Genomic DNA, 23,329 nt, shown 5'->3' with positions numbered 1-23,329 from the left:
TTGTTTTAACTTAATTTAAGCTCCATGGGCTTTTCCAGGCTATACAACCACCATGCACCTGCGCGCATAGCCGCTTTGTACAGCAGGATGGGGATTACAACGGCAAAGCATAAACAGATCACTAACAACACTGGCAGGTAGGTGATGTGAAACACCTTTACCAGGCACATACGCACAGCCGATGCGACCAACACATGGGAAACGTAAATATAAAGTGAATGGAATCCCGCTACCCGCAGCAGTTTTACACTACCATAGCGTTGTAACAGGAACGATATATTGATCATAAAAGCACAACCCACAAGCGCTATCAGGGCAAACAGCAGGGGCTGATGCTCCTCTACAAACAGGTTGTACTGGTTATTTAAATTCGCTACCAGGAAATAATACTGGCCCACTGCAAAGAAGGGCAGGAGGATCCAGAATAATTTCCAGCTGCTATACAAGGCGTACCTGCTACTATCCAGTATATGGTCTGCAATCAGCTCACCGATAGCAAAGAACACATAGAAGTGACAGATGTCGTAAATAAAGCCCAGGTCAATATGATGTACGGACAAATAACTACTGTACATATACGCTGCAAAACCAATAAGCAGCTGATGCCAGATCTTCAGGCGCAGTTTTTCTCTTGTTAGTATATACAACACCGTTACATTGAACAAAGCATAGAGGTACCAGAACTGATCTATCCGGCGGGGGAACAAAAAGATATATCCATAATCCGCTATCCCCCTGTTTGCATTCACCAATCCGCTCAGGCAGATCTGGATGGTGATCTGCAGGGCAGACCATAACAAATACGGATACAGGAGGATATTGAATTTATTTACGATCAGGCTCTTCATGCCTCTTTTTGCAAGGCTCTTGCCGATGAATACACCAGACAGGATGAAGAACAGGGGCATACGGAAACTGTAGAAAATGATGTTCGCATTTTCCAGCCAGCTAAACTTTGCAGCCTCCACACCTGAGCGGCTGATGCCCTCAAAGATGTGGCGGTACAATACCAGGATGATGGCAATACCACGTGCGTAGTCGATCCACGCGAGCCTGTTGCCGGGTTTCGCTGTGCTCATCAGAGATCAATATTTTCAGGTTCTACAAAGTTCAATACCGCACCGCTGTACTTTTCGTTCAGATTATTCAGGAAGGAGATCGTCTCCCTGTCTGTCTGGTTCACACCAGATCTTGCAGATACAACTGTGATAACAGTATCTGCATACTGCATCAGTTCCTTACTGTCTGCACGGTCATTCAGTGCAGCACCTTCCAGCAGGATGTAATCATATACATGGGTCAGTGCGCGCAGGTACTCCAGCAGGTTACCCTGTTTCAGGATCTCTGCCGGTGTATATTCACCGCCTTCACAACCAATGATATCTACATTGGGCATAGTGGTAGGAGAGATGAGGTCCTGCACGGCTGCGATCCTGAAATCCTGGGCAGAAGAATTGAAGCTTTCCAGTACAGGTTTCGCTTCATATTCCTGTGTCAGGGTATTGTGCGGGAACTGCGTATCGATGATCAGTACTTTCTTATGACTCAGGCTCAGGCTATACGCCAGTGCTTTAATGATGGTAGATTTACCTTCACCAGGTTTGGCACTGGTGAGCAGGAAGATCTTCTTGCCACTGTGTTCCATTTCGAAACGCAGCTTACGCAGCAGTTCGCGGAAAGTGGCTGTATCATGCTTTTTCAGGGTAGGATCGGTGAAGATCTCTTCCAGCGGTGTTTTCTTCAGGTTGATCCTGTTCACTACGCCGAGCAGTTTCAGTTCCACGACTCTCAGGAACTGGGTAGGCGTCTTGATGCTTACATCAATGTATTCCAGGAAGATGATGAGGATACAGCAGAACACTGCTACCGCCATACCGGCCATTGCTATAATGATGATACGTTTGGAAGGCTCCGGTTCTACCGCAGGCTGGCCATACAGGATCTGGTGGAAATTGTCCATCGGGGCAATCTTGTTATTCACCGCAGCATCGTAACGGGACTTGATGCTTTCATATTCCTGTTGTGCCAGTTCCACTTCTTTTTGCAGTGCCAGGTTATTCGCACCTCTGGAAGCGGCGGCGCCCATGCTGCTGTTCAGTTGCCTGATCTTCTGCTCATAAGCAGCGATGTTCTGTTGCGCAGATCTTACCTGCAGATCCAGGTCACTTTTCTTTTGCTGCAGGTCTGCCTTGGTGGTACCGGGGTTGGCTGCAGAAGGTGCTGCGGAGGCCATGGCCATCAGTTTGGCAGAATAATCATTCCTGGCATTTTTGTATTTCTTATACAGTTCAGGATCGTTCCCTCCTTTGCTCTGGTATTCAGTAGAAGCGTCGTTCATTTTTTCGCGCAGGGTAGCCAGTTCGGAATTAGCGCTACTGGTAGCAGCTGCATTCTGGGTACTGGTGCTTTCCATTTCAGAAAGGCGTTGAGTCACCTGCTGACTGGCCAGTTGTGCGCTGGTCAGGATTGACTTTTCATCGGCCAGCCTGCTTTCAAAGTTGGATATCTGTTCCAGTGTACTGGAGCTTTCTACGTTGGCATCCAGGGTACCCATGGTTTTAATATTCCCAATCTTGGCATCCAGTTCTTCACGCTTCTGGTCTACCAGTTTCTTCAGGGTTTCGATGTTCTGAACGGTCTGCTGGTTACGGCTGGATTCGTAGTTACGCAGGAACTCTGTCACCACCTGGTTTACGATGTAGGCAGAGAGCTCAGGGTTGATAGAGCGGTATTGGATGTCGATAAAGTCAGTGCGTTGTACACGGCCTACATACAACACATAGCGCAGTGTTTCCAGGTCGTACCTGTATATATTCAGCAGCTCCAGGATCTTCCTTTCTTCAGGATTGTAGGAGCTGAGTAATTTTTCTTCGTTGTATTTTTTGGTGAGGATTTCGATCGCTTTCTGCCTGTTCAGTTTACGATAGATGTCTGTTTTACGATCCTCTTCACTGGGAATCCTGAAAGGTTTATCAGGATTTTCCAGGTCATGCAGCATGAGGTTGTAACTGGTCATTCCCAATACACGGGGCGATTGGATGGCCTCAACTGCGTTGTTGAACTTCACATCAATTTCATACACGTTGAAGCTTTCATCTTTGAGTTTTACCTGGTCACTCATGGTGAACCCGGTGGCAAGTTGGGCAACGGACTTGTACAGTTTTTCCTGGTTCAGGGTTAACGAAAAAGCCGCCATCACAGCGAGGAGGGTGCTGATGATAATTAACCATTTTCTTCTCAGTAGTGATTTGAATAAATAGATCAAATCCATATCGGCGTATTCTTTAAAGTGTAAAAAAATCTAATCTAAGAGAACCGAAAAAATCCGGTTTACACCGGACCTTTTCGGTAACAAATAAGTAATCAATCAAAGAATGGTACGTATCAATTCTTTATCAACTTAACAGTCTTCACCACATTTTCTCCTTCTATCACTCTCAGGATACATGGACCCGCGGGGATCTGGGATGTGCTGAGATCAACATTGATGCGTTGACTGCCGGCATCGAGTTTACCCAGGGACCTGGAGTAAAGGATCTTACCGGAAATATCTGAAACTACGATGCTCACATTGCTGCTGGTCTTACCGGTATTCGTCATATCCAGTGTTACGCTGGATGCAAACGGATTCGGATAAACGTTCGTCAGGGCAATTTTGGCGGCATCCGGATTTGTCAGTTCGCCTGTCAGGAAGTTGCTCTTCTTAGCCATGATCAGAGACGGATCCAGGTCACTGGCTGCAGGAGAGTACTGCTGAATCACCAGGGCACCGATGTAACCGTAGATGGAGTTACCACCTGCTTTCACATTAATGTAAGCCTCACCGTTTGCGTCAGGAACGATATCGTTGATCTGCACGGTATTGCTGGTGTTGTAAGAAGCATTCAGCGAAACGGAGGTGTTACCTACTGTGTAGTTGGTAGTTCTGTCACCATCGCCATCGCGGCTTGCGAAGAACACGAAGTTGTAGCGCTTAGCCAGGTTCAGACCAGAGATCTTGAGCTGACCGTTCACATTGATATCTACCCAGTAGGTGCTGCTGATTACATTGTCAGGATAGATCCCTGAGTTGTTACCAGTATTCATACCATAAGGGTTGTCACCTGTGAAGGCCTGTGTAATGCTCATGGTCAGACCCGTATTATTGCCGCTTTCATCTTTCAGGTTCGGGAAGCTGGCACCTAAGGCCGGGCCTGAGTTGGTGTTGTTCCATGGAGAGCCTGCAGGGGTGTATACGTTACAGTTGATGTACACCGCATTGATGAAAGTAGAAGCGCTGGCTACGTTTGTATAATCAGACTTAGCGGTATCCTTGATGGCGCAGATCTTATAGTAGTAGCGGGTATCTGTTGCCAGTCCTGCATCTGCATAAGTATTCACGTTGTTGCCTACAGTTGCCAGCAGCGCAAAGTTGCTGTTGTCAGTAGAGCGGTATACCTGGAAGCCGGTCTCATTGGTTGAGTTATCCTGCCATTTCACATTGATAGCGGTTTTTGAAGTCGCGATCGCAGTAGCATTGGTTGGATTCAGTGGTGAGCCATTGTCGATGTAGTATTGCAGTACCACACTGTTGATGTAACCGTAAGTAGCACCGGTAGCCTGTTTCACAGTGAACTGGATAGCGCCTGTGCTGTCAGCTGCGATACCGTTGATCTGAACAGTGTTGGTGCTGTTGTTAGCAGCGTTCAGTGTTACTGTGTTGGTACCTACAGTGTACTCCGTATTCTTGTTATCATTACCGGTACGGCTGCCCATGAAGATCAGGTTGTAACGGTAGGTAGCAGACAAGCCGGAGATCTTAATTCTTCTGGCGGTGGACTCACTGGTGTAGTAAGTGGTAGCCAGTACGTTGTCAGGATATACACCGCTGTTGTTACCGGTACTTGCACCGCTTGCGTTGGTACCGGAGAAGGCATCCAGCACAGCGATCTTAATAGCGGTAGTGGTACCTGTTTCGTCTACAGCGTTGTTGATCACCGCTGTATTGAAAGGATAAGAATTGAAATTGTTCCATGGTGCATCAGCAGGCAATGTCTGGTTGAAATTGAAGTATACTGATGTGAGGTTCTTATCCCTGATATAGATCACGAAGGTCCGGGTTGTGCTACCGCCGTTGTTGTCGTTCGCTGTAACCGTTACTGTATACTTGCCTACATTACCGGCAGCAGGGGTGATAGCGATAGATCCGGTACCGTCACCGTTATCAGTGAGCTTCGCGAATGATGGCAGGTTGGTGGTTCTCAGTGTCAGCACATCACCTGCATCATCTGTAGCGCGCAGTGTTACAGTAGCGGTTTCGTTATTTTTGATGGTCACACCGGCGATGCTGTCCAGTTTAGGTGCATTGTTGCCGGTTGTGATGGTGACTGTATCGGAGAAAGCAGAGTTACCATTAGCATTGATTGCCCTGATGGCGTAGAAGTATGTCTTGTTGGCCTTTGCAGAGGTATCAGTGTAGCTTACGGCATTTGCAGCAGCTGTTGGTGTGAGCAGGCTATAAGTGCCTGTCCTGGTAGCAGCGCGCCAGATTTCGTAAGCGCTTTCATTGAAGGCCACATCTTTCCATGTCAGGCCTACACCGTTCGTACCGCTGGTCACAGCCAGGTTAGTAGGTTTGGCAGGTGCATTACCGTCGTCATAAGCTACTTTCACCACCATTGCGTTCAGGTAGCCGTATACAGAGCCGGTACCATTCTGCAGGTCGATGCTGATTTCGTTATTCGCATCAGGTGATACGTTATTGATAGCAACGGTATTCTTTGTGTTGGAAGACGCCTGCAGGGAAACTGTAGTCGTACCAATTGTGTAGTTGGTAAGACGGTTATCAGTAACATCTGCACGTGCACCAAAGAAGGTAAAACTATACTTACTGGAGCTGCTCAGGCCATACAGTTTTAGTGTCTGTTTGGTCGTGTTGGTCCAGTAAGCAGTTCTCATAACATTGTCAGGATACACACCGGAGTTGTTGCCGGTATTGGAACCATAGTAGTTAGAGCCGTTACCGAGGGCACCCCAGTTACTGACGATTTTGATACCCACTGTAGTGGCTACACTGCTCTGATCTTTCAGGTTCGGGAACAGGTCGTTCTGAACCGGTGCCTTGCCTGTACTGTTCCATGGAGAAGATGGCGGATAAGATCCATCGGAGAAGTTCACATAGATCGTACGGCTTGGATCCACATCAGTAACAGTGATCACAAAGGTTTTGGTATCGATACCGCCTTTACCGTCATCAGCATTAACAGTTACGTTGTAAGTACCTGCATCAACATAAGTAGGTGCCAGGCTGATAGTAGCATTGTTACCGTTCTTATTCAGCGTAGCGAAAGAAGGCAGGCCGCTGGCGGTCCAGGTAATGGAGTCACCCGCGTTGCCATCTGTTGCAGACAGGCTGATAGAAGAGGTAGTTGCTTCGGCCAGTGATACGTTATTCACGGTCGCAATAGCTGGTGTGTAGTTGTCATTCACAGTCAGGGTGAATGAAGTGCTGGCAGTACCGCTGTGCTGGTCAGTAGCAGTTACGGTAATGTTGGCATAGGTACCCTGGTTGGTGGTGGCAGGATTGAACGTCAGTGTTGCAGTACCGTTCCCTGTGTTGGCAAACGTTCCGAAGGAAGGTACATTCGCTGCCGTGAGCGTCAGGGTCTCGCCATCTGCATCAGTAGCGGTGATGTTCAGCACGAGCTGAGTGCCATACCTCACTGATCGGTTGACCAGCTGTGAGATCACAGGTGGAGTGTTGAGTGTGTAAATTCCGGTGCTGTTAGAGAAGAGGGAATTTCCGCCTTCGTTCTTTGCACGCACCTTATAGAAGTACTTCACGTTTGCAAACAGTGCAGAGTCGTTGTACACGGCAGTAGCGGTGCTGTTTGCAGCAACAGTGGTAAACAGTTTGAAAGTAGTGCTGTCATTCACTGAGCGGTAAATGTCAAAGCCGGTTTCAGTAGTGGAATTGTCATTCCAGCTTAACTGAATCCTGTTCGGACTTACTGCAGCCAATGTCAGGTTGGTAGGAGCAGCTGGAACCGCTGGTGTAGTCAGGGTAGTTGCTCTCATGTTCTTATAAATAAAGGCGCTATCAGGCATCAGGCGTTTTGTAATACCAGGTCCTGCATAGCTGGCAGATAAGGTCTGGCCACCGGCTTGTTCAAAATAAGTAACGGTGATAGGATACCTGCCAGCAGAAAGGGTTTTGGTGCCGGAACGTTCGGTAGTACCCTGCAGGAAGTTATTGTTCACTACCAGGTTGCTTTCGCTAAAGCCTCCGATATATAATTTACTACCATCGTCAGACGCAGTGTAGAACGTATATGTGCCGGTAGTAGGAATATTAATATAACCATCGAACTTGAGTGCGAAATAATCATCGCGGTCTCTTACGTTCAGGTTGATATTATTAGTCGTACCGGAGATGAATGGTGTGAGGGAAGCGAATGCAGGCAATGTACTGAAGTTGCCCGGATACTCAGCCCAGAACAGGCCACCGCTTTCAGCAGGGTTGAAGCCTGAGTTACCATATTTATTGATCGCTTTAACGCGGTAGTAATAAGTAGTGGAAGCTACCAGGTTACTATCGGTGTAAGTCGTTACATTGGCTGCAGTAGTAGCTACAGTAGCGTAAGGGCCTGCCTGTGCAGTAGCGCGGTAAATTTCAAATCCTGTTTCATTGCTGCTGCTGTCTGCCCATGTCAGTTTGATCTTGTTATAAGCGGTTGCAGTTGCCAGCAGGTTGCCAGGATATTTAGGCGCTGTACCTGCGCCAGTCACTGTTTTCTTGAAGTAGTCAGCCGTGATCTGGGTAGCGGTAGTGATACCATTTGCAGTATTCTTCCAGGAGAGGGTGAATGCCTGACCACCTGCAATTTCATTGTAGGCAGCCGCAATCTTATGCATGCCTGCAGTGAGGTAGATGGTACCTTCTCTGTCCTGGGTGCCGTGTGCACCATCGTTGTTTACGAGTGGTGTAACGGATGCGTCGTACTTGCTGTCGATCCAGAGTTTACTACCATCGTCAGAGTTGATGATGAACGTATAGTTGCCGGATACGGGAATACGGATCTCACCTTCCCAGACAAAACCGAAGTAGTCTGTAGCGGTAGCTACGCTGATATCGGGGATAGGGGAGTAGCCGGTGGCATCAGGTGAGAGTGTATTGAAGTCAGGCAATTTGCTCCAGTTACCGGTGTAGTAGCGCCATGCGAGGCCATTTGCTACCGCATAGGCAGCTACCTGGTTACTGCGTGCAGATGAGTTACCTGCTACGTCTCTGGCTTTTACTACGAAGTTGTACAGGGAATCACTCTTCAAACCATAAGCGGTGAAGGTGGTTTCATCGTTATCAACGGTATAAGATTTCACACCATTGACATAGATGTCATATTTATATACACCTACATCATCGGTAGAGAGGGTCCATGACAGGGAGGCCTGGCTGGAGGTGCTACCGGTCAGTGTAAGGTTGCCCGGGGCTGTAGGAGGCGTGTTATCGACCTGCGTCTGGGTAAAAGCTTCATTACTATTTGCGGCAGCGCTGCTGTCATTTACAGCACGTACAATGTAAAAATACTTCGTGTTGGGGTTGAGCAGGCTGTCAGTAAAAGTAGCTGCATTGGCAGCAGTTATTTTGATCAGGGTATATGGGCCGCCGGAAGTGGAAGCACGGTATACCTCGTAACCTGTTTCATTGTAAGTAGCGTTTGGATTGTCTGTCCAGTCGATGGTAATGGCTGTTTTTGAGATAGCCGTAGCCGTAAGACCGGAGGCAGGAGCTGGTGCATTTGTACCATTGGCAGGCACTACAGAGAAAGGAGCAGACCATTCGCTGGAGCAGCCATACAGTTCAGTAACTTTAGCACGGTACTGGCCGGCAGCGCTGGCGTTGTAAGTCTGCGTAGTGGCCAGTGTAGTGGTATCCGTTACCTTTGCCCATTTGTAGGAGGTATAGCCATTCGGCAATCCCAGGGTAACGAAAGTATTCCCGTCCGGAGCAGGGAGTACCTTACTCATCAGACCGGAAATCGTGATAGGAGGTGTTTGTGTAACAGCTTTCTGTTTCACAACAACGGGTTTGGTGGAATAGTCAGACCATTCAGTACCTCTCAAAATTCTCGCATCGTAGGTACCATATGTGGTCACTACTAATTCGTTGCTGGTAGCACCCGGAATGGTTACACCATCTTTGCGCCACTCGTAGCCATCAAAACCGGCGGTTAAGCCTAAAGTAACATTCACTGTTTCGCCTGGGCAAAATTCGTTATGGCCTGCTGTTGGCCAGGGGTTGGTTTTATTCTGCCTGTTGATCCAGGGCCAGAAATCAGATTCGTTCCATGCATTGTCCCAAATACCATGACCCCCATTAGGGTACAAAGTTTCTTTCCAGTTACCGCCTACGAGAGAATCGGCGGTCATAACCTGTGCAGTAGTGTTAGGGTGTGGATTGTTGTCCTGACCACCCTGGAAGATCCAGAGAGGAATGTACTTGAATGTGTTCACCTGGTCTTTGTATGCAATCTGACAACCGCTGATAGGCAGGAATCCTGCTACCAGTGTAGGGTATGCAAACATAAATTCCCAGGTAGAAGAACCACCTGCGGACAGACCATCAACGAAGACCCTGTTTACATCGAGCTTGTTGCTGGCGATGAGTGTGTCGAGGATCTGTTTTACAAATGAATAATGGCCGGCGTTGAAATACCCGGTAGTGTTTTGGGGAACAAGAATAAAACCGTCGAAATTACCATTATCGACAGCAGCACAGAATTTGCCGCCACCGTGGTACAGGGAATATTCATTGTCATAGATGCCTCCACCTTCTCCTTTACCATGGAAGAAAATGAAGATGGGGTACTTCTTACCATCTGCTACACCTTGCTGATAGCTTTTGGGGAACTTCAGGCGGAATGGCATTCCATTCAGGTAATAACACTTGTAAGAATCCTTGTTCGTGAAATTGACATCGCTGCGCAATGTACGGACCCATTTACCAATCGTACCCCAGGCCGGTGCTGTAGGCGGGTTATTGGGGTCGTAATTCACAACGGCGTCGCCTGAATTGAATATCTGTGCAATGGCCAAATGCCCAAAGCCCATGATAAAAAACAGACAGATTGCGTAAAATTTCCTCATATGGATAAGTGTTTCAGTTGTAAACCGATTAATTAACTTACCCAGCAAGTTTTGGCAACACTGCGATTAATAATTCACATGCATCTCAACAACGTATTCGGCCAACTCAATGCTGAGCGGCTTTTAATAGGAAAACGGCTAAAAGTATTATCGTGAGGTTTTAAATGAGGACTGGTTGGAAGGATTATAATTCGAATGCTAAGTTAGTATAAAATTTAAAGAAGGCAAATCTTTTTTAATACATTAACAAATCGTTTTAAAATCCGCTGTAATGCTGATGTGTTAAGGATTATAACGTTTTCTAAGATTTAGATGTCGACATTTTGTATACTGTTTTGTGTTCTTCGGTAGTCGATCTTTCTCTTTTCCCATGTAAATAAAATCCAATAATTGTGTATCGTACAAACCACTGGTAGCTGAGCAGTGAAATTGCAACAGGCACCATAAAACATAGTACAGGCTTCAGTATTCCCGGCAGCTGCGTATCTCCCAGCCATGCCTGCATCATATATACCAGCCCTACATGCACCAGGTATACCCAGTAGGAGGCATCCGATAGATAACGCATAGTATATGATTCACCATTGACCCAGCGCAGAAACACGCCGAGGAAACCAAGCACAAGCGATACTGTAGCAATAGTCATACCTGATTTCAGTAAAATACCGGCTGCGGTACTATTATAATATATCAGCAATGCAGCCGTCAGACCAATCGCTGTAAACGCCAGCCCATAGCGTTTGAGCAGGGGAAAATATTTTTCTTTATGTTCATGAAGTACCCAACCTGCATATACGAAAATACCGTAATACAGGATGTAATTAGGCTTTGGCACCAGGCCTGGCGTGTATTTGATATAGTAGGTATCAAAGAGCAGCAGGGATACAAATGAACCTGCCAGCAGCAATGCAGGTACAATAGCTGCCGGCAGTTTAGGCAGTTTCAATCGTAGTAATACAATACCAATGATGTAGAACAGCGTGAGGTAATACAGGAACCACAGGTGTACCGGGCCTCTCCAGATCATGATGTTATGCAGGATCAGGGAAACGTCCGGACCGGTGAGGTGCTGGCCCCCACCGGTAACCGTATACGCTGTGAGCGGCAGATTGGTAAAGGGAAGGATCAGGAACAGACCCACTACGAAGGGGATCAGGATGCGCTGCGTACGATGTTTGATAAACGCCGCTTCGCCAATCCTGAAGTATAACAAACGAAAAAAGAACCCGGCTATCAGGTAAAACAACTGCATCCGGAATGTATGTATGACAAAAAATATTACATCATAAATATTGCTACTGTAATGAGGGTCGTGATAGAAATTCTCGAAAGGCGTCATGGTATACGCCATCACCGCATGCAATACCACACCCAGGAACATGGCAAGTGCCCTGAGTGCATCCATGCTGTTAATACGTTGTGTATTGGAATTTGTCGACATTTTGGTTGTTGTTTTTAAGCATTCATAACGGCTGTTTCTCTCCTTGCCTTCTCCCACACGGCAGACTGCTGTTTCCTGATATACCTGAAGAACCCTTCGTAGATCGCCACATTCATAAAGAGAAAATAGAACGGAATATAGCAGGGCTTGAATTTGATGTCTCTCTTAGCGAGGAAAAATCCGATGACTGCGAGTATATAAAATATTAACTGTGCAACAAAGATGAACTGGTACCAGCTGCCTGCTCCCTGGAAAGCCAGTACTGCCGCGCTGATGAACAGTATTGGCAAACTAAGCGGACTCAGTGTCCAGCGCAGTACACGGTGCGAAATGTACTGGAAGGAGAGGAGGGGATAGCGGAACACATTGAGCAATGCGCGCAGCATAACGATGGATTGGAAACCACCGGCACTGATGCGGATCTTGCGTTTGTGTTCTTCCGTAATCCCTGCTGAGGGTGTCTCCATGGCGAAGGCATCCGGCGCATAAGCAATCCTGTAGCCCATTTGGTTCACTCTTAAAGAAATAATAAAATCGTCTAAGATCACTTCCGGTTCCACTGGTGTAAACAGCGTGGTTCTTACAGAGAACAGTTCACCAGCAGCGCCGACCACCGAATACAGGGCAGCATCCAATCGCTTTAATACAGATTCATACTTCCAATAGATGCCCTCAGTGCCCGCTGCACCGCTGTTGCCAGCCTGCATTACTTTTTTCTCACCGGCTACACCACCAGTTTTGGGATCCTGGTAATGCCGTACAATATTTTTAACCGCGGCGGCGTTCAACAACGTATTTGCGTCACAGAAGATCACCACTGGCGTTTGTACGGTTTGCATCGCGCGGTTGATGGCAGCTGTTTTCCCCCTGCGTTCCTGTTCGTGCATCCCTCTTATACGTGAATACTGCTGCACTATTTTTTCAGAACCATCATTCGAACCGTCCGTGATAAATATGATCTCTAATTTATCCGCAGGGTAATCCAGTTCGAGGGTGTTCTTAATTTTTTCTGGTATAAATGCCGCTTCATTATATGCTGCAACAATGAGGGTGACTGCAGGCATGAATGCAGGGGTCTCCTTTGGATCCCTTGACAGCAGGCGCTTGCAGGCCACGAGTATCCCCACCAGGAAACCATACCCGATATAATTGTAGAATAGTATGAATAGACTGGTGTAGAATAAAATCATCATCGTTAACATTAGCTTTATGGGGGTGATGCATTCGTAATAATAATGCCAAATTAAAGAAGAAAAATTATTGTGTGTCAATATGATGATACATCAACCGGAATTTTAGTATCGTTTACTTTCACTTTTACATCATTCACGAGGAATTCTTAATCATTTACCAATTTCAAAATATTATAAAATAGTAATTACTATACTTTTGTAACATATTTCGATAAAAACCTAGAGATTGTCAACTTTCAAGTGCGAAGAAAATATTGTTCAAGATTTTATTTGCACTATTCAGGAATAATAAATATTTTTACTCCTGATTATAGCAATCTGCTAAATGTAACCATAGCCATCTCCTCTGAAATTCACTTTAACCGATTGTCCTGAATGAACTACCACCGCAGTTTTTGCGCGTATGCGCTGCTATGCATTGCATATGTACCAACCTGCAAGTGGTGACGATTTAGTGATAATTCTACCTTATCCTCCTGGAAAAACAAAGAGATTCCATTTGCCCATTCTACAACTGCGAACGTTGTAGCGTGTAAGTATTTGGTTTACGGAGCAATCTTTTATGTTCTAAACCGGAGTTAAAAATGAAAAAGAAGATTTTAATAGTAGACGACAGCGCCCCAATGCGATTTTTGTTAGAAGCGATGTTAGGCAACAAGTACAAGGTATATGCCGCTACAGACGGACTGACTGCTACCATGTGGTTATCCAGCGGCAATATTCCGGATCTGATCATCACCGATGTGCAGATGCCTAATATAGACGGCTGGCAATTAGCCAAAAACCTCGCAGGAAATGCACTGTATAGCGATATACCAGTTATCGTGCTGACAGGTATGGACCTGAAAGAGAATTTACCCCTGTACCCAAATGTAGCCAGAGTGATTAACAAACCTTTTGATCCAATCAAATTGCTCGAGATCGTAGATGACCAGTTAAGCACAAGGCAGTCTGTGAGTATAGCGGGATGATCCTTTTTTGTTGTATCCCCAAAGGCACCATTGTATTTATAAGTAAACCGAACGCACATGATATCTAATCTACCATTGAGCTATCCTGATGCCAGGAAGAAAACCGGCACCAAAGTAGTAGCCCTGGCCAAAAGCCACGTAAACAGGTATACGCTTTGTATCGGTAACGATGAGTTTTTCGATTGTGTAACTGGCAGAACGGATGAGTATGTTTTTACCGCCAAAGAGTTGTCACTGTCAGTGAATGTACTGAAGGAGCAACTACTTTACGACAACGTACCTACCTTCATCATATGTAATGTTCACAACAATCCCCAATTCAATCTTCGCAGGTTGAGAGACTATATGCGTACAGAGTCCCGCCTTGCGAAAGTACCTGTATTCGTCTATGCTGAAACAATATCAGCGGAGCTAAAACAGGAGCTGCGCAGGATTGGCGGCATCGATGACATCCTCACCCCAGCCATTACCCCTGAAATCTTTGAAGAGAAGCTGAGCATGGCTCAGCAGATCCGCCAGATGGCACAAGATGTAGAACAGGAACCTAGTACTGTCACCATCAAACCTGGCTATTATCTTAACTATTCCATCAAGCGTGGCCTGGATATTCTATTTGCCGGCACACTGCTCTTATTGTTATCCCCCGTTTTTCTTGTCCTGACTATTCTGATCAAACTGGATTCCAAAGGGCCTGTTTTCTATGTGTCCCGCCGCGCCGGCAATCGCTACCAGATCTTTAAGTTCTATAAGTTCCGCACCATGGTAGCAGACGCTGACAAACAGGTAGCCCAGATGAAACACCTGAACCAGTACGATACTAACGGTACCGGACCTGTGTTTTTCAAGGTAAGTAATGACCCCCGCGTTACACCACTGGGCGCCTTCCTGCGCAATTCCAGCCTAGATGAACTACCCCAGCTGCTGAATGTATTGCTGGGTCACATGTCACTCGTTGGTAATCGCCCCCTTCCATTGTACGAAGCTGCTACGCTCACGACAGACGACTATGCAGGCCGCTTCCTGGCACCTGCCGGGATCACTGGCCTGTGGCAGATCAAAAAGAGAGGAAATAAAGATATGAGCGTAAGCGAACGCATTAACCTGGATAAAAGTTATGCCGAAAAGCATTCTGTGCTCTACGATATGTGGATACTCGCGAATACTCCCAATGCCCTGAGGCAAAAGGATAATGTATAAATTATATTATAACTACCGAATACGATTATGAGTTTGCAAGAACAAACACCACTGGTGTCCATTATTGCCCTTAATTTCAACCAGACAACTGTTACCTGCGAATTTCTGGAGTCTACAAAAAAGCTGAGCTATCGCAATTTTGAGACGATCGTCGTAGATAATGGGTCCAGCGTTGATCCTACTGCTCAGATTGAAGCAGGCAACTATCCCAATCTCCGCCTCATTCTGAGTCCTGTAAACCTGGGCTTTACCGGTGGTAACAACCTCGGTATTGAGCAGGCGAAAGGCGACTTCATTTTCATTGTCAACAATGATACAGAAGTCACCCCCGACCTGTTGGAGCATTTGCTGCAACCATTTTATGAAGACGGAACCATTGGTGTGGTATGCCCCAAGATCCGCTTTTACTCACACCCCAACGTCATTCAGTACGCAGGCTTCAACAAGATGAACCTGCTCACCGGTCGTACCTGGGCAGTGGGCAGCAAAGAAGAAGATAAAGGTCAGCACAATGTATCAGGCCCTACCTGGTGTGCACACGGCGCCGCCATGATGGTAAAGCGCGATGTGATCAATAACGTAGGCCGCTTCGCTGACAAGTTCTTTATCTACTACGAAGAAAGTGACTGGTCTGCCAGGATCCTGCGCGCCGGCTACAAGATCTATTATAATGCTAACGGACTGATATTCCACAAGGAGTCCATCACCATGGGTAAGGAAAGCGCCATCAAAGCGTATTACCATACACGTAACCGCATCCTCTACATGCGCAGGAATACAAATAAGCTGCAGCTGGCCGCGTTCCTCTGCTTCTTCAGTTTCCTCACATTCCCCAAAGCAGTGCTTACTTACACACTGAAAGGACAGTTCAGGCATTTAAGATCATTTGTAAAAGGCACCTTCTGGAACCTCACTACATCAAGTTATTCACCTGTATAAAAAAATTGAATTATGTCTAAAATAACATCTCTTGTTACCGGCGGTGCCGGCTTTATCGGTTCACATGTCGTAAAACATTGCCTCGCAATGGGACATGAAGTAGTTGTGCTGGATGACCTCAGCGGCGGATTCGAAGATCATATCCCAGCAGGTGCAATTTTCATTCAGGGTTCCGTGTCCGACGACCAGCTGGTGACCAGCCTCTTCGAAGAATACCGTTTTCAATACGTATATCACCTGGCGGCGTATGCAGCTGAAGGCCTGAGCCACTTCATCCGCCGTTTCAACTATAACAATAACCTCATCGGCAGCATTAACCTGATCAATGAGTCTATCAAACATAAAGTAAAGTGCTTCGTATTCACTTCTTCTATCGCCGTATATGGTGCAGGTCAGCTGCCTATGCGTGAAGAAATGGTACCCATGCCGGAAGATCCATACGGTGTATCCAAATTCGCTGTAGAACTGGACCTGAAAGCAGCACACGAAATGTTCGGTCTGAACTATGTTGTGTTCCGCCCGCACAATGTGTATGGCGAAAACCAGAACATCGGCGATAAATACCGCAACGTGATCGGCATCTTCATGAACCAGATCATGCAGGGCCAGCAACTCACCATCTTCGGTGATGGCGAACAGACCAGGGCTTTCAGCTTTATCGATGACGTAGCTATCCCTATCGCGAACAGCGTAAACATTCCTGCCGCATACAACGAAGTATTCAATATCGGTGCTGACAAGCCCTACACTGTCAATGAACTGGCAAAGGTAGTAGGTGCCTGCTTCGGTGTAACACCAAATATCAAATACCTGGCTGCACGTAACGAGGTAATGCACGCTTACTCTGACCACACCAAAGCGCATAGCGTATTCGGCGAAGGCAGCGGCGTTTCCTTACAGGAAGGCATTGCCCGCATGGCTGAATGGGCCAAAGAAGTAGGTGCCCGTAAGAGCAAGGAATTCGAAAACATTGAGATCTACGAAAAACTGCCACAGGGCTGGGAAAGGAAACAACCCCAGGCCGAAGGCGTACCGGCATAATGAACAACACACCAAAAATAAAGGTTTTGCAGGCCATCCGCCAGGGACTGATAGGCGGTGGGGAATCCCACGTACTCAGCCTGGTGGATGCCATGGACAAAGAGCGCTTTGAGCCGGTGGTGCTGTCTTTTACAGATGGTGCCATGATCACGCGCCTGCAGGAAATGGGTATACGCCATTATGTAATTCCTTCCCTGAAAGCATTCGATCCCTCCTGCTGGAAACGGGTCAAAACGCTTATACAGGACGAACAGATTGACATCGTTCATGCCCACGGTTCCCGTGCTGCCAGCAATCTGTACATTCCCGCCCGCATGAGTGGCCGACCTTTGTTATACACTATCCATGGCTGGTCATTTCACGATGATCAGCCTTTCCTGCAAAAACAGGCCAGGATATGGTCAGAAAGATTGCTCACCAGCGGCACCAAAGCAAACATCTCTGTTTCCGCTTCCAACAGGGATACAGGGGTGCAACACTTTTCCGGCTTTAAATCCACCGTGATCAATAACGGGATAGACCTCAGCCGCTTCAATCCCGACAATGCGGCAAACACCATCCGCACAGAATTAGGCATTCCAGCCTCAAATACCGTGGTTGGATACATTGCCCGCATCACACACCAAAAAGATCCTTTCACCCTCGTATACGCCTTTAAAAAGGTATTGGAGCAGCATTCCAATATCACCTTACTGGTAGTAGGAGAGGGCGATCTGAAAGAAGGGATGGTATCACTGGCTGCCACACTGGGCATCGCTGACCACATCGTATTTCAGCCATTCCGCGGCGACGTGCCGGCATTGTTACAGGCAATAGATGTTTATTGTTTACCCTCCCTCTGGGAAGGACTGCCCATCGGGCTGCTGGAAGCCATGGCGATGAGAAAAGCCGTTATAGTGACCGCAGTAGATGGCTCCAAAGAAATTGTAGCCGACAGGCAGAACGGACTGGTTGTACCCGCCCGTGACCCCGCCGCCCTTGCTACCGCCATCGGTACCTTACACACAGATGTGGCATTGCGCACATCCCTGCAGCAGGCTGCAGCGGCTACCGTGAATCAGCATTATTGTGCAAAAGGCATGACCCGCCAGGTAGAACACCTGTACAGGAACGTGCTGGATCATAAAAATTAACCGGATACGAATCATGACTACTACTATTACATACGAATATGATAGAATCGCTGACAGAAAGCGGCTTGACTTTATCAGCAATGCACTGCAAGGCAAGGCGAAGTCAGACGCCAGGGTACTGGATGTAGGCTGTGGCAACGGTGTGATCAGCCGTCACCTGGGCAAACTGGGTTTCAATGTACTGGGCATCGATGTGAGCGAGGCCACCATCGCCCGTGCACGCACCCTGAATACACTGCCCAATGTGCGGTTCGACGTGATCAGCGCTGAGAAACTGGTGGCACAGGGCGATTCCTTCGATGCCATCATCTGCAGCGAAGTACTGGAACACCTGCAGGATCCCTCTTCCTTATTGAAAGTATTGTACCAGTCATTGAAACAGGACGGTGTACTGATCGTAACAGTACCAAATGGAAGCGGCCCCCGCGAACTGTTTGTAACCCGCCCCGTACTAGCTATGCGTGAAAAAAACAGCTGGCCATGGAGAGCCGTGGTCAGTGTCAAAAAAGCACTGGGCTACACAGGTACCACTGTGCAATCCGCTGCCGATAATCTCGATCATGTGCAATTTTTCAACAAAACAGACCTGGAAAATTTGTCTGCACAAAACAAATTCCGCATCGTCCGTTTTGGGAAAGCAAATTTTATTGAGGATGTATTTCCCTTCTCATTCGTAGCGAAAAAAGTACGTGCATTACAGTGGCTCGATTGTAAAGTCGCCGATGCACTGCCATACCGCTTTACTGGAGGGTTCTTTTCTGTGTGGGAAAAAGCAAATTAATATGTGGTCAATTCTCTTTGTCTGCTTTGCAGCGATTCAGCTTTTACTGGCAGCATACCTGCTCCAGCCAGCATTCCTTTTGCTCATTTATGGCATAAAGAAATTATTTGGTGCTCTCTTTGCTAAGAAGAAAACAAATACCGAAACACCAGGGAAGAATTATTCTTTTGCTGTGATCATCACCGCACATAAGAACCTGCAATTGGTGCCACCCCTCGTAGATTCAGTACTCAGGCAAACATACCGGCACTTCAAAGTGTATGTGGTGGCCGATGGATGTGAAACTGCAAACATCGGGTACAATGCTGATCCACAGGTGAAAGTATTACTGCCCGAAGTACCGCTTAATGCGAAGATCCGTTCCATCGACTATGCCATCAATCACTTTGATGCAACACACGATGCAATGATCATTCTGGATGCTGATAATCTCCTGCATCCTGATTATCTCCAGGTGTTAAACAGGTATTTCAATAAAGGTTACCGCGCCGTGCAAACCAATATGCTGGCAAAGAACAACGATAGCATATATGCCCAGCTGGATGCAGCAGGTAACTATTTCAGCAATTTCATCGACAGGCGCATGCGCATGGAAATGGGCTTATCCGCTAATATCTGGGGCCTCGGTATTGCCATCGAGACCGCTTTGTACAAGCAGGTCATCTATCGCAACTTCCTGGGAGGATTTGATAAGAAGATCCAGGCAGATATTGTGAAACTCATTCCGCAGCTGGCCTATGCTGAAGATGCGAAAGTATACGATGAAAAAATAGACAGTGGCGATGCCCTGGAAACACAACGTACCAGGTGGATCAATGCCTACTTTAAATATTTTAAATACGGCTGGGATGTGCTCCTGACAGGCCTGCGCAAAGGGAATTTTAACCTCGTATACTTCGGGTTCAATTTACTGCGGCCACCCTTGTTCCTGCAGGTAGTGGGAGCCGCTTTCTTTGCCGCTGCGAACTATTTTATCTCACCTGTATGGATGCTGGGCTGGATCATTGCCATGGTGCTGTTCCCCCTGTCATTCTTCATCATCGTAGCGGTGATGAGCACAGACAGGAAAACAGTGAGTGCACTGTTTTATCTGCCCGTATTTTTCATCAGGCAGGTGAAAGCATTCCTGCACATTGGCCGTGCGAATAAAGCGTTTTTACAAACACAAAATAATAAGGTCATCTATATTCAGGACCTCCTGAATCAATAGTTTCCCTCTCATACTAAAGGAAAACCCCGCAAGCTGTCGGGGGAATATGCGAAAAATCAGCAGAAAGGGTGTATCGTAATGATATGCCCTTTTTACTTTAAATTGCCTGTAAATTGAAGAAACCATGTCAGAAACTGTAGAAATCAGGCAATTGACCGCAGAAGATTACATTGATTTAAAGGAATCCATGTTAAGGGCCTACCCGGATATGGCCGGCAGCTACTGGCGGGAGCCAACTTTGCGCAGGCTGATAGATATCTTCCCGGAAGGGCAGATCGCCATTGCCGTCAATGAAAAGGTAGTGGGCTGTGCATTGTCCATCATTGTCGATTATGAAAAGTATGGTGATGACCATACCTATGAGCAGATCACAGGGTATTATACGTTCAACACACACGATATTAAAGGGGATGTACTATATGGCATTGAAGTATTTGTACACCCGGATTTCAGGGGCAAACGACTGGCACGCAGACTATACGATGCCCGCAAAAACCTCTGCGAGCGCCTGAACCTGCGTGGTATTGTAGCCGGTGGCCGCATCCCCAATTACGAAAAGTTTGCAGACCAGCTCACACCCCGTGACTATATCGAGAAAGTGAGAGATAAAGAAATTTATGATCCTACACTGACCTTCCAGTTTTCCAACGACTTTCTTGTAAAGAAAATACTGAAGAACTACCTGCCAAATGATGAAGCCAGCAGGGGCTTTGCGACCTTGTTACAGTGGTACAATATCTACTATGAAAAAGATATCGATACCGTGCGCTATAACAAATCTACCGTGCGCATTGGCCTCGTACAATGGCAGATGAGAGATTATGCAGGCCTGGAGGGCTTCCTGCAGCAGGTGGAGTATTTCATTGATGCAGTCAGTGACTACGGATCAGATTTCGTCGTTTTCCCGGAACTGTTCAATGCCCCGCTGATGGCAGAATTCAGCCAGATGGACTCCGCTAAGGCCATTCGGGGCGTAGCACAATATACCGAAGAGATCAGGGATTGGTTTGTAAGCAAGTCCGTGGCATACAATGTAAATATCATTACAGGCAGCATGCCGATATTAATCGAGGATGCACTTTATAATATTTCTTATCTCTGCCGCAGAGATGGTACCTTTGAACACTATATCAAGATCCATCCTACACCAAGCGAAGTATACGCATGGGGGATCAAAGGCGGCAACGAACTGAAGACCTTCGATACAGATTGTGGCAAAATCGGGATCCAGATCTGCTACGATGTGGAATTCCCTGAACCTTCACGCATCCTGGCAGAAGAAGGCATGCAGATCCTATTTGTGCCTTTCCTCACAGATACACAGCACGCTTTCAACCGGGTACGCTTCTGTGCACAGGCAAGAGCGATCGAAAATGAATGTTATGTAGCGATTGCCGGTTGTGTAGGAAATTTACCCAAAGTGAATAATATGGACCTGCAATATGCACAGAGTGCCGTACTCACGCCTTCTGACTTCGCATTTCCTGTAACAGGGGTGAAAGCAGATGCCACCACAAATACAGAAATGGTGGTGATTGCTGATGTAGACCTGGTATTATTGAAAGAGCTGCATGCATTCGGTAGTGTGCAGACTAAAAAGGATATACGAAAAGATTTGTACGAAGTAAAATGGAAAAAATAATGGAACACACGATTAACGTAGCTTTACAGATTTTGCCTACAGTAGCGCCAGAGAAGGTATATGCCACCGTAGATGAGGCGATTGCAGTCATTCATAACTCCGGTCTCAAATACAGGGTATGCCCTTTTGAAACAGTGATAGAAGGGAAGTACGATGAAGTAATGGCAGTGGTGAAACAGGCACAGGAAGTATGCTTCAAAGCCGGTGCATCACAACTCATCTGTTACATCAAAATGCAGATCAAAAAAGATGCGGATGTATACATCGATGACAAAATGGAGAAATACGACTAATCTATTTTAAGCCGGCCACAGGCCATCCTGTGGTTTTTTCGAGCCCTGCGACCTATGGCCGCAGGGCTCTTCTTTTTTCTGAACATGATTGGTGAATTCCCTGTTTCATGAATGTTTTATTACCCAAACACCAAATAAGCAATCCCCAGTGTAAAGAAGATATTAAACACCTGTGCAATGATAAACGCCATAGCAGGGCGTCCTCTTTCCATACTAAAAATATCGGTGAACTTTGTTTCCAGCCCGATGCAGGTAAACGCTAAGGCAAACCAGTAAGTCTGTAATTCCTTGATACTACCTTTGATGGTCGCCACCATCGTCGGACTGAGTGCAAAAGAGAAGAATAAGGAAGCAATCACAAACCCTAATACAAACTTAGGAAAGCGTTCCCAGATCGTTTTCAGTGTTGGCTTTTCGTAATTGGCTTCTTTCCTGGAATAAGACCAGTATAAAGAAATGAAGAACGCCGCTAAGCCCAATAATACATTCTGCGAGAACTTCACCAGCGTCGCATATTTCAGGGCTTCTTCACCCAGCATCGTACCCGCTGCAACTACCGCACCGGAGGTATCAATGGTACCACCCAGCCAGGCACCCGCCACCGCCGGAGACATGCCCGCCCACTTCGCAATGTAAGGCATGAACAGCATCATCGGGATCGCCACGATCAGTACCAGCGAAATGACATGAGAGAGTTTCTTGTTATCCCCCTCAATCGCACCTGCCGTGGCAATTGCCGCAGACACCCCGCAAATAGATACAGCACTGGAGATCATCATCCTGAATTCATCATCCAGTCCTAATTTCTTACACAACCAGAAACTGAAATACCATACCGTAAATACCACGGCTACAGATTGAATGATCCCTAAGGCACCGGCTTTGACAATATCCTGGAATAAGACAGTACAGCCTAATAATACCAGGCCTATCTTGATATAGAGTTCCGTTTGAATGGCAGGTTTCAACCAGGCAGGTACCCCCACCGTATTACTGATAAGCAGTCCCAGGATCAGGCTAAAGAGTACCACTTCAATGCCGTATGCTTTCATGATAGCAGTACTGGCTACGATCTGTGCTACCAGCGTAATTAATACCACCACCACTAAAGCCGGCAGCAATTTTAAATAATCTGCCGTACCGCGGCTCAGTACTTTTGCGATGAACAGGCTGGCGGCTACCCAGATGAAGCCCGAACCGGTTTTAGTAAGGATATCAGTTCCGAAAAAGGGCTTGAGACCAACAGTAATAAATGCAATCGTAAGGAACGCTATGATGACAGCGATCCAGTCTTCGTGGATTTTCTTAGTAAGCATGCATAAGGTTTTTTCGTTCGTGGTGGTGCCTGTAAGATAGTAAATAA

15 protein-coding genes are annotated in these 23,329 nt (G+C 46.8%); 9 read left to right on the top strand and 6 right to left on the bottom strand.

Translation table 11 applies throughout. The features are described 5' to 3' along the window. Positions 1 to 5: 5 nt before the first annotated feature. The 5 genes from U0033_RS03715 to U0033_RS03695 form a co-directional block, all read right to left on the bottom strand. Positions 6 to 1,079: an acyltransferase family protein gene (locus U0033_RS03715; RefSeq protein ID WP_072357540.1), complete on the bottom strand. Its 1,074-nt coding sequence runs from the start codon at positions 1,077 to 1,079 to the stop codon at positions 6 to 8. After that, a complete protein-coding gene (locus tag U0033_RS03710; RefSeq protein WP_072357541.1) occupies positions 1,079 to 3,271 on the bottom strand; it encodes a GumC family protein in 2,193 nt (730 codons plus the stop codon). The genes U0033_RS03715 and U0033_RS03710 overlap by 1 nt, the downstream gene beginning before the upstream one ends. Positions 3,272 to 3,384: 113 nt before the next feature. Then, the gene (locus U0033_RS03705; RefSeq protein ID WP_083571368.1) at positions 3,385 to 10,125 is read right to left on the bottom strand and encodes a fibronectin type III domain-containing protein; all 6,741 of its coding nucleotides are present in this window, start codon (positions 10,123 to 10,125) and stop codon (positions 3,385 to 3,387) included. A 301-nt stretch (positions 10,126 to 10,426) separates the two neighbouring features. Continuing rightward, positions 10,427 to 11,566, bottom strand: coding sequence for an acyltransferase family protein (locus tag U0033_RS03700; RefSeq protein WP_083571369.1), 1,140 nt, complete (start codon positions 11,564 to 11,566; stop codon positions 10,427 to 10,429). 14 nt (positions 11,567 to 11,580) lie between these two features. Beyond that, on the bottom strand, positions 11,581 to 12,759 hold the full coding sequence (locus U0033_RS03695) for a glycosyltransferase family 2 protein (protein WP_072358272.1): 1,179 nt from the start codon (positions 12,757 to 12,759) through the stop codon (positions 11,581 to 11,583). Positions 12,760 to 13,343: 584 nt separating this feature from the next. On the opposite strand from U0033_RS03695, the gene U0033_RS03690 reads away from it, so the two are divergent. From U0033_RS03690 to U0033_RS03650, 9 genes are all read left to right on the top strand, one after another. Beyond that, positions 13,344 to 13,730 (top strand): response regulator, encoded by a 387-nt coding sequence (locus tag U0033_RS03690; protein ID WP_072357544.1) that lies wholly within the window; start codon positions 13,344 to 13,346, stop codon positions 13,728 to 13,730. Positions 13,731 to 13,787: 57 nt separating this feature from the next. Further along, positions 13,788 to 14,927, top strand: coding sequence for a sugar transferase (locus U0033_RS03685; RefSeq protein WP_072357545.1), 1,140 nt, complete (start codon positions 13,788 to 13,790; stop codon positions 14,925 to 14,927). A 27-nt stretch (positions 14,928 to 14,954) separates the two neighbouring features. Further along, on the top strand, positions 14,955 to 15,866 hold the full coding sequence (locus U0033_RS03680) for a glycosyltransferase family 2 protein (protein WP_072357546.1): 912 nt from the start codon (positions 14,955 to 14,957) through the stop codon (positions 15,864 to 15,866). Positions 15,867 to 15,878: 12 nt separating this feature from the next. Continuing rightward, positions 15,879 to 16,907 (top strand): NAD-dependent epimerase/dehydratase family protein, encoded by a 1,029-nt coding sequence (locus U0033_RS03675; RefSeq protein ID WP_072357547.1) that lies wholly within the window; start codon positions 15,879 to 15,881, stop codon positions 16,905 to 16,907. After that, complete coding sequence (locus tag U0033_RS03670) at positions 16,907 to 18,040, top strand: glycosyltransferase family 4 protein (protein ID WP_072357548.1); 1,134 nt, start codon at positions 16,907 to 16,909, stop codon at positions 18,038 to 18,040. The genes U0033_RS03675 and U0033_RS03670 overlap by 1 nt, the downstream gene beginning before the upstream one ends. 13 nt (positions 18,041 to 18,053) lie before the next feature. Continuing rightward, complete coding sequence (locus tag U0033_RS03665) at positions 18,054 to 18,821, top strand: class I SAM-dependent methyltransferase (protein ID WP_072357549.1); 768 nt, start codon at positions 18,054 to 18,056, stop codon at positions 18,819 to 18,821. A 1-nt stretch (position 18,822) separates the two neighbouring features. Next, positions 18,823 to 20,031, top strand: a complete 1,209-nt coding sequence (locus tag U0033_RS03660; RefSeq protein WP_072357550.1) for a glycosyltransferase family 2 protein — start codon at positions 18,823 to 18,825, stop codon at positions 20,029 to 20,031. Between the two features lie 124 nt (positions 20,032 to 20,155). Further along, a complete protein-coding gene (locus U0033_RS03655; RefSeq protein WP_072357551.1) occupies positions 20,156 to 21,673 on the top strand; it encodes a bifunctional GNAT family N-acetyltransferase/carbon-nitrogen hydrolase family protein in 1,518 nt (505 codons plus the stop codon). After that, entirely contained in the window at positions 21,673 to 21,966 is a 294-nt protein-coding gene (locus tag U0033_RS03650; RefSeq protein WP_072357552.1) for a thiamine-binding protein, read from the top strand. The genes U0033_RS03655 and U0033_RS03650 overlap by 1 nt, the downstream gene beginning before the upstream one ends. A 119-nt stretch (positions 21,967 to 22,085) precedes the next feature. Here U0033_RS03650 and U0033_RS03645 read toward each other — a convergent pair whose 3' ends face one another. Continuing rightward, positions 22,086 to 23,282 (bottom strand): YeiH family protein, encoded by a 1,197-nt coding sequence (locus tag U0033_RS03645; protein WP_072357553.1) that lies wholly within the window; start codon positions 23,280 to 23,282, stop codon positions 22,086 to 22,088. Positions 23,283 to 23,329 lie beyond the last annotated feature (47 nt).

It is taken from the genome of Chitinophaga sancti (assembly GCF_034424315.1).
Taxonomy (GTDB): domain Bacteria; phylum Bacteroidota; class Bacteroidia; order Chitinophagales; family Chitinophagaceae; genus Chitinophaga; species Chitinophaga sancti.
Note: the sequence above shows the minus strand (reverse complement) of the source record. Positions and strands in the feature narration are given on the sequence as shown.

Coding starts and splice junctions, on each gene's coding strand:
- U0033_RS03670 (WP_072357548.1), top strand. CDS start 16,907: ATGAACAACACACCAAAAATAAAGGTTTTGCAGGCCATCCGCCAGGGA.
- U0033_RS03660 (WP_072357550.1), top strand. CDS start 18,823: ATGTGGTCAATTCTCTTTGTCTGCTTTGCAGCGATTCAGCTTTTACTG.
- U0033_RS03685 (WP_072357545.1), top strand. CDS start 13,788: ATGATATCTAATCTACCATTGAGCTATCCTGATGCCAGGAAGAAAACC.
- U0033_RS03665 (WP_072357549.1), top strand. CDS start 18,054: ATGACTACTACTATTACATACGAATATGATAGAATCGCTGACAGAAAG.
- U0033_RS03645 (WP_072357553.1), bottom strand. CDS start 23,282: ATGCTTACTAAGAAAATCCACGAAGACTGGATCGCTGTCATCATAGCG.
- U0033_RS03700 (WP_083571369.1), bottom strand. CDS start 11,566: ATGTCGACAAATTCCAATACACAACGTATTAACAGCATGGATGCACTC.
- U0033_RS03655 (WP_072357551.1), top strand. CDS start 20,156: ATGTCAGAAACTGTAGAAATCAGGCAATTGACCGCAGAAGATTACATT.
- U0033_RS03650 (WP_072357552.1), top strand. CDS start 21,673: ATGGAACACACGATTAACGTAGCTTTACAGATTTTGCCTACAGTAGCG.
- U0033_RS03680 (WP_072357546.1), top strand. CDS start 14,955: ATGAGTTTGCAAGAACAAACACCACTGGTGTCCATTATTGCCCTTAAT.
- U0033_RS03710 (WP_072357541.1), bottom strand. CDS start 3,271: ATGGATTTGATCTATTTATTCAAATCACTACTGAGAAGAAAATGGTTA.
- U0033_RS03705 (WP_083571368.1), bottom strand. CDS start 10,125: ATGAGGAAATTTTACGCAATCTGTCTGTTTTTTATCATGGGCTTTGGG.
- U0033_RS03690 (WP_072357544.1), top strand. CDS start 13,344: ATGAAAAAGAAGATTTTAATAGTAGACGACAGCGCCCCAATGCGATTT.
- U0033_RS03675 (WP_072357547.1), top strand. CDS start 15,879: ATGTCTAAAATAACATCTCTTGTTACCGGCGGTGCCGGCTTTATCGGT.
- U0033_RS03715 (WP_072357540.1), bottom strand. CDS start 1,079: ATGAGCACAGCGAAACCCGGCAACAGGCTCGCGTGGATCGACTACGCA.
- U0033_RS03695 (WP_072358272.1), bottom strand. CDS start 12,759: ATGATGATTTTATTCTACACCAGTCTATTCATACTATTCTACAATTAT.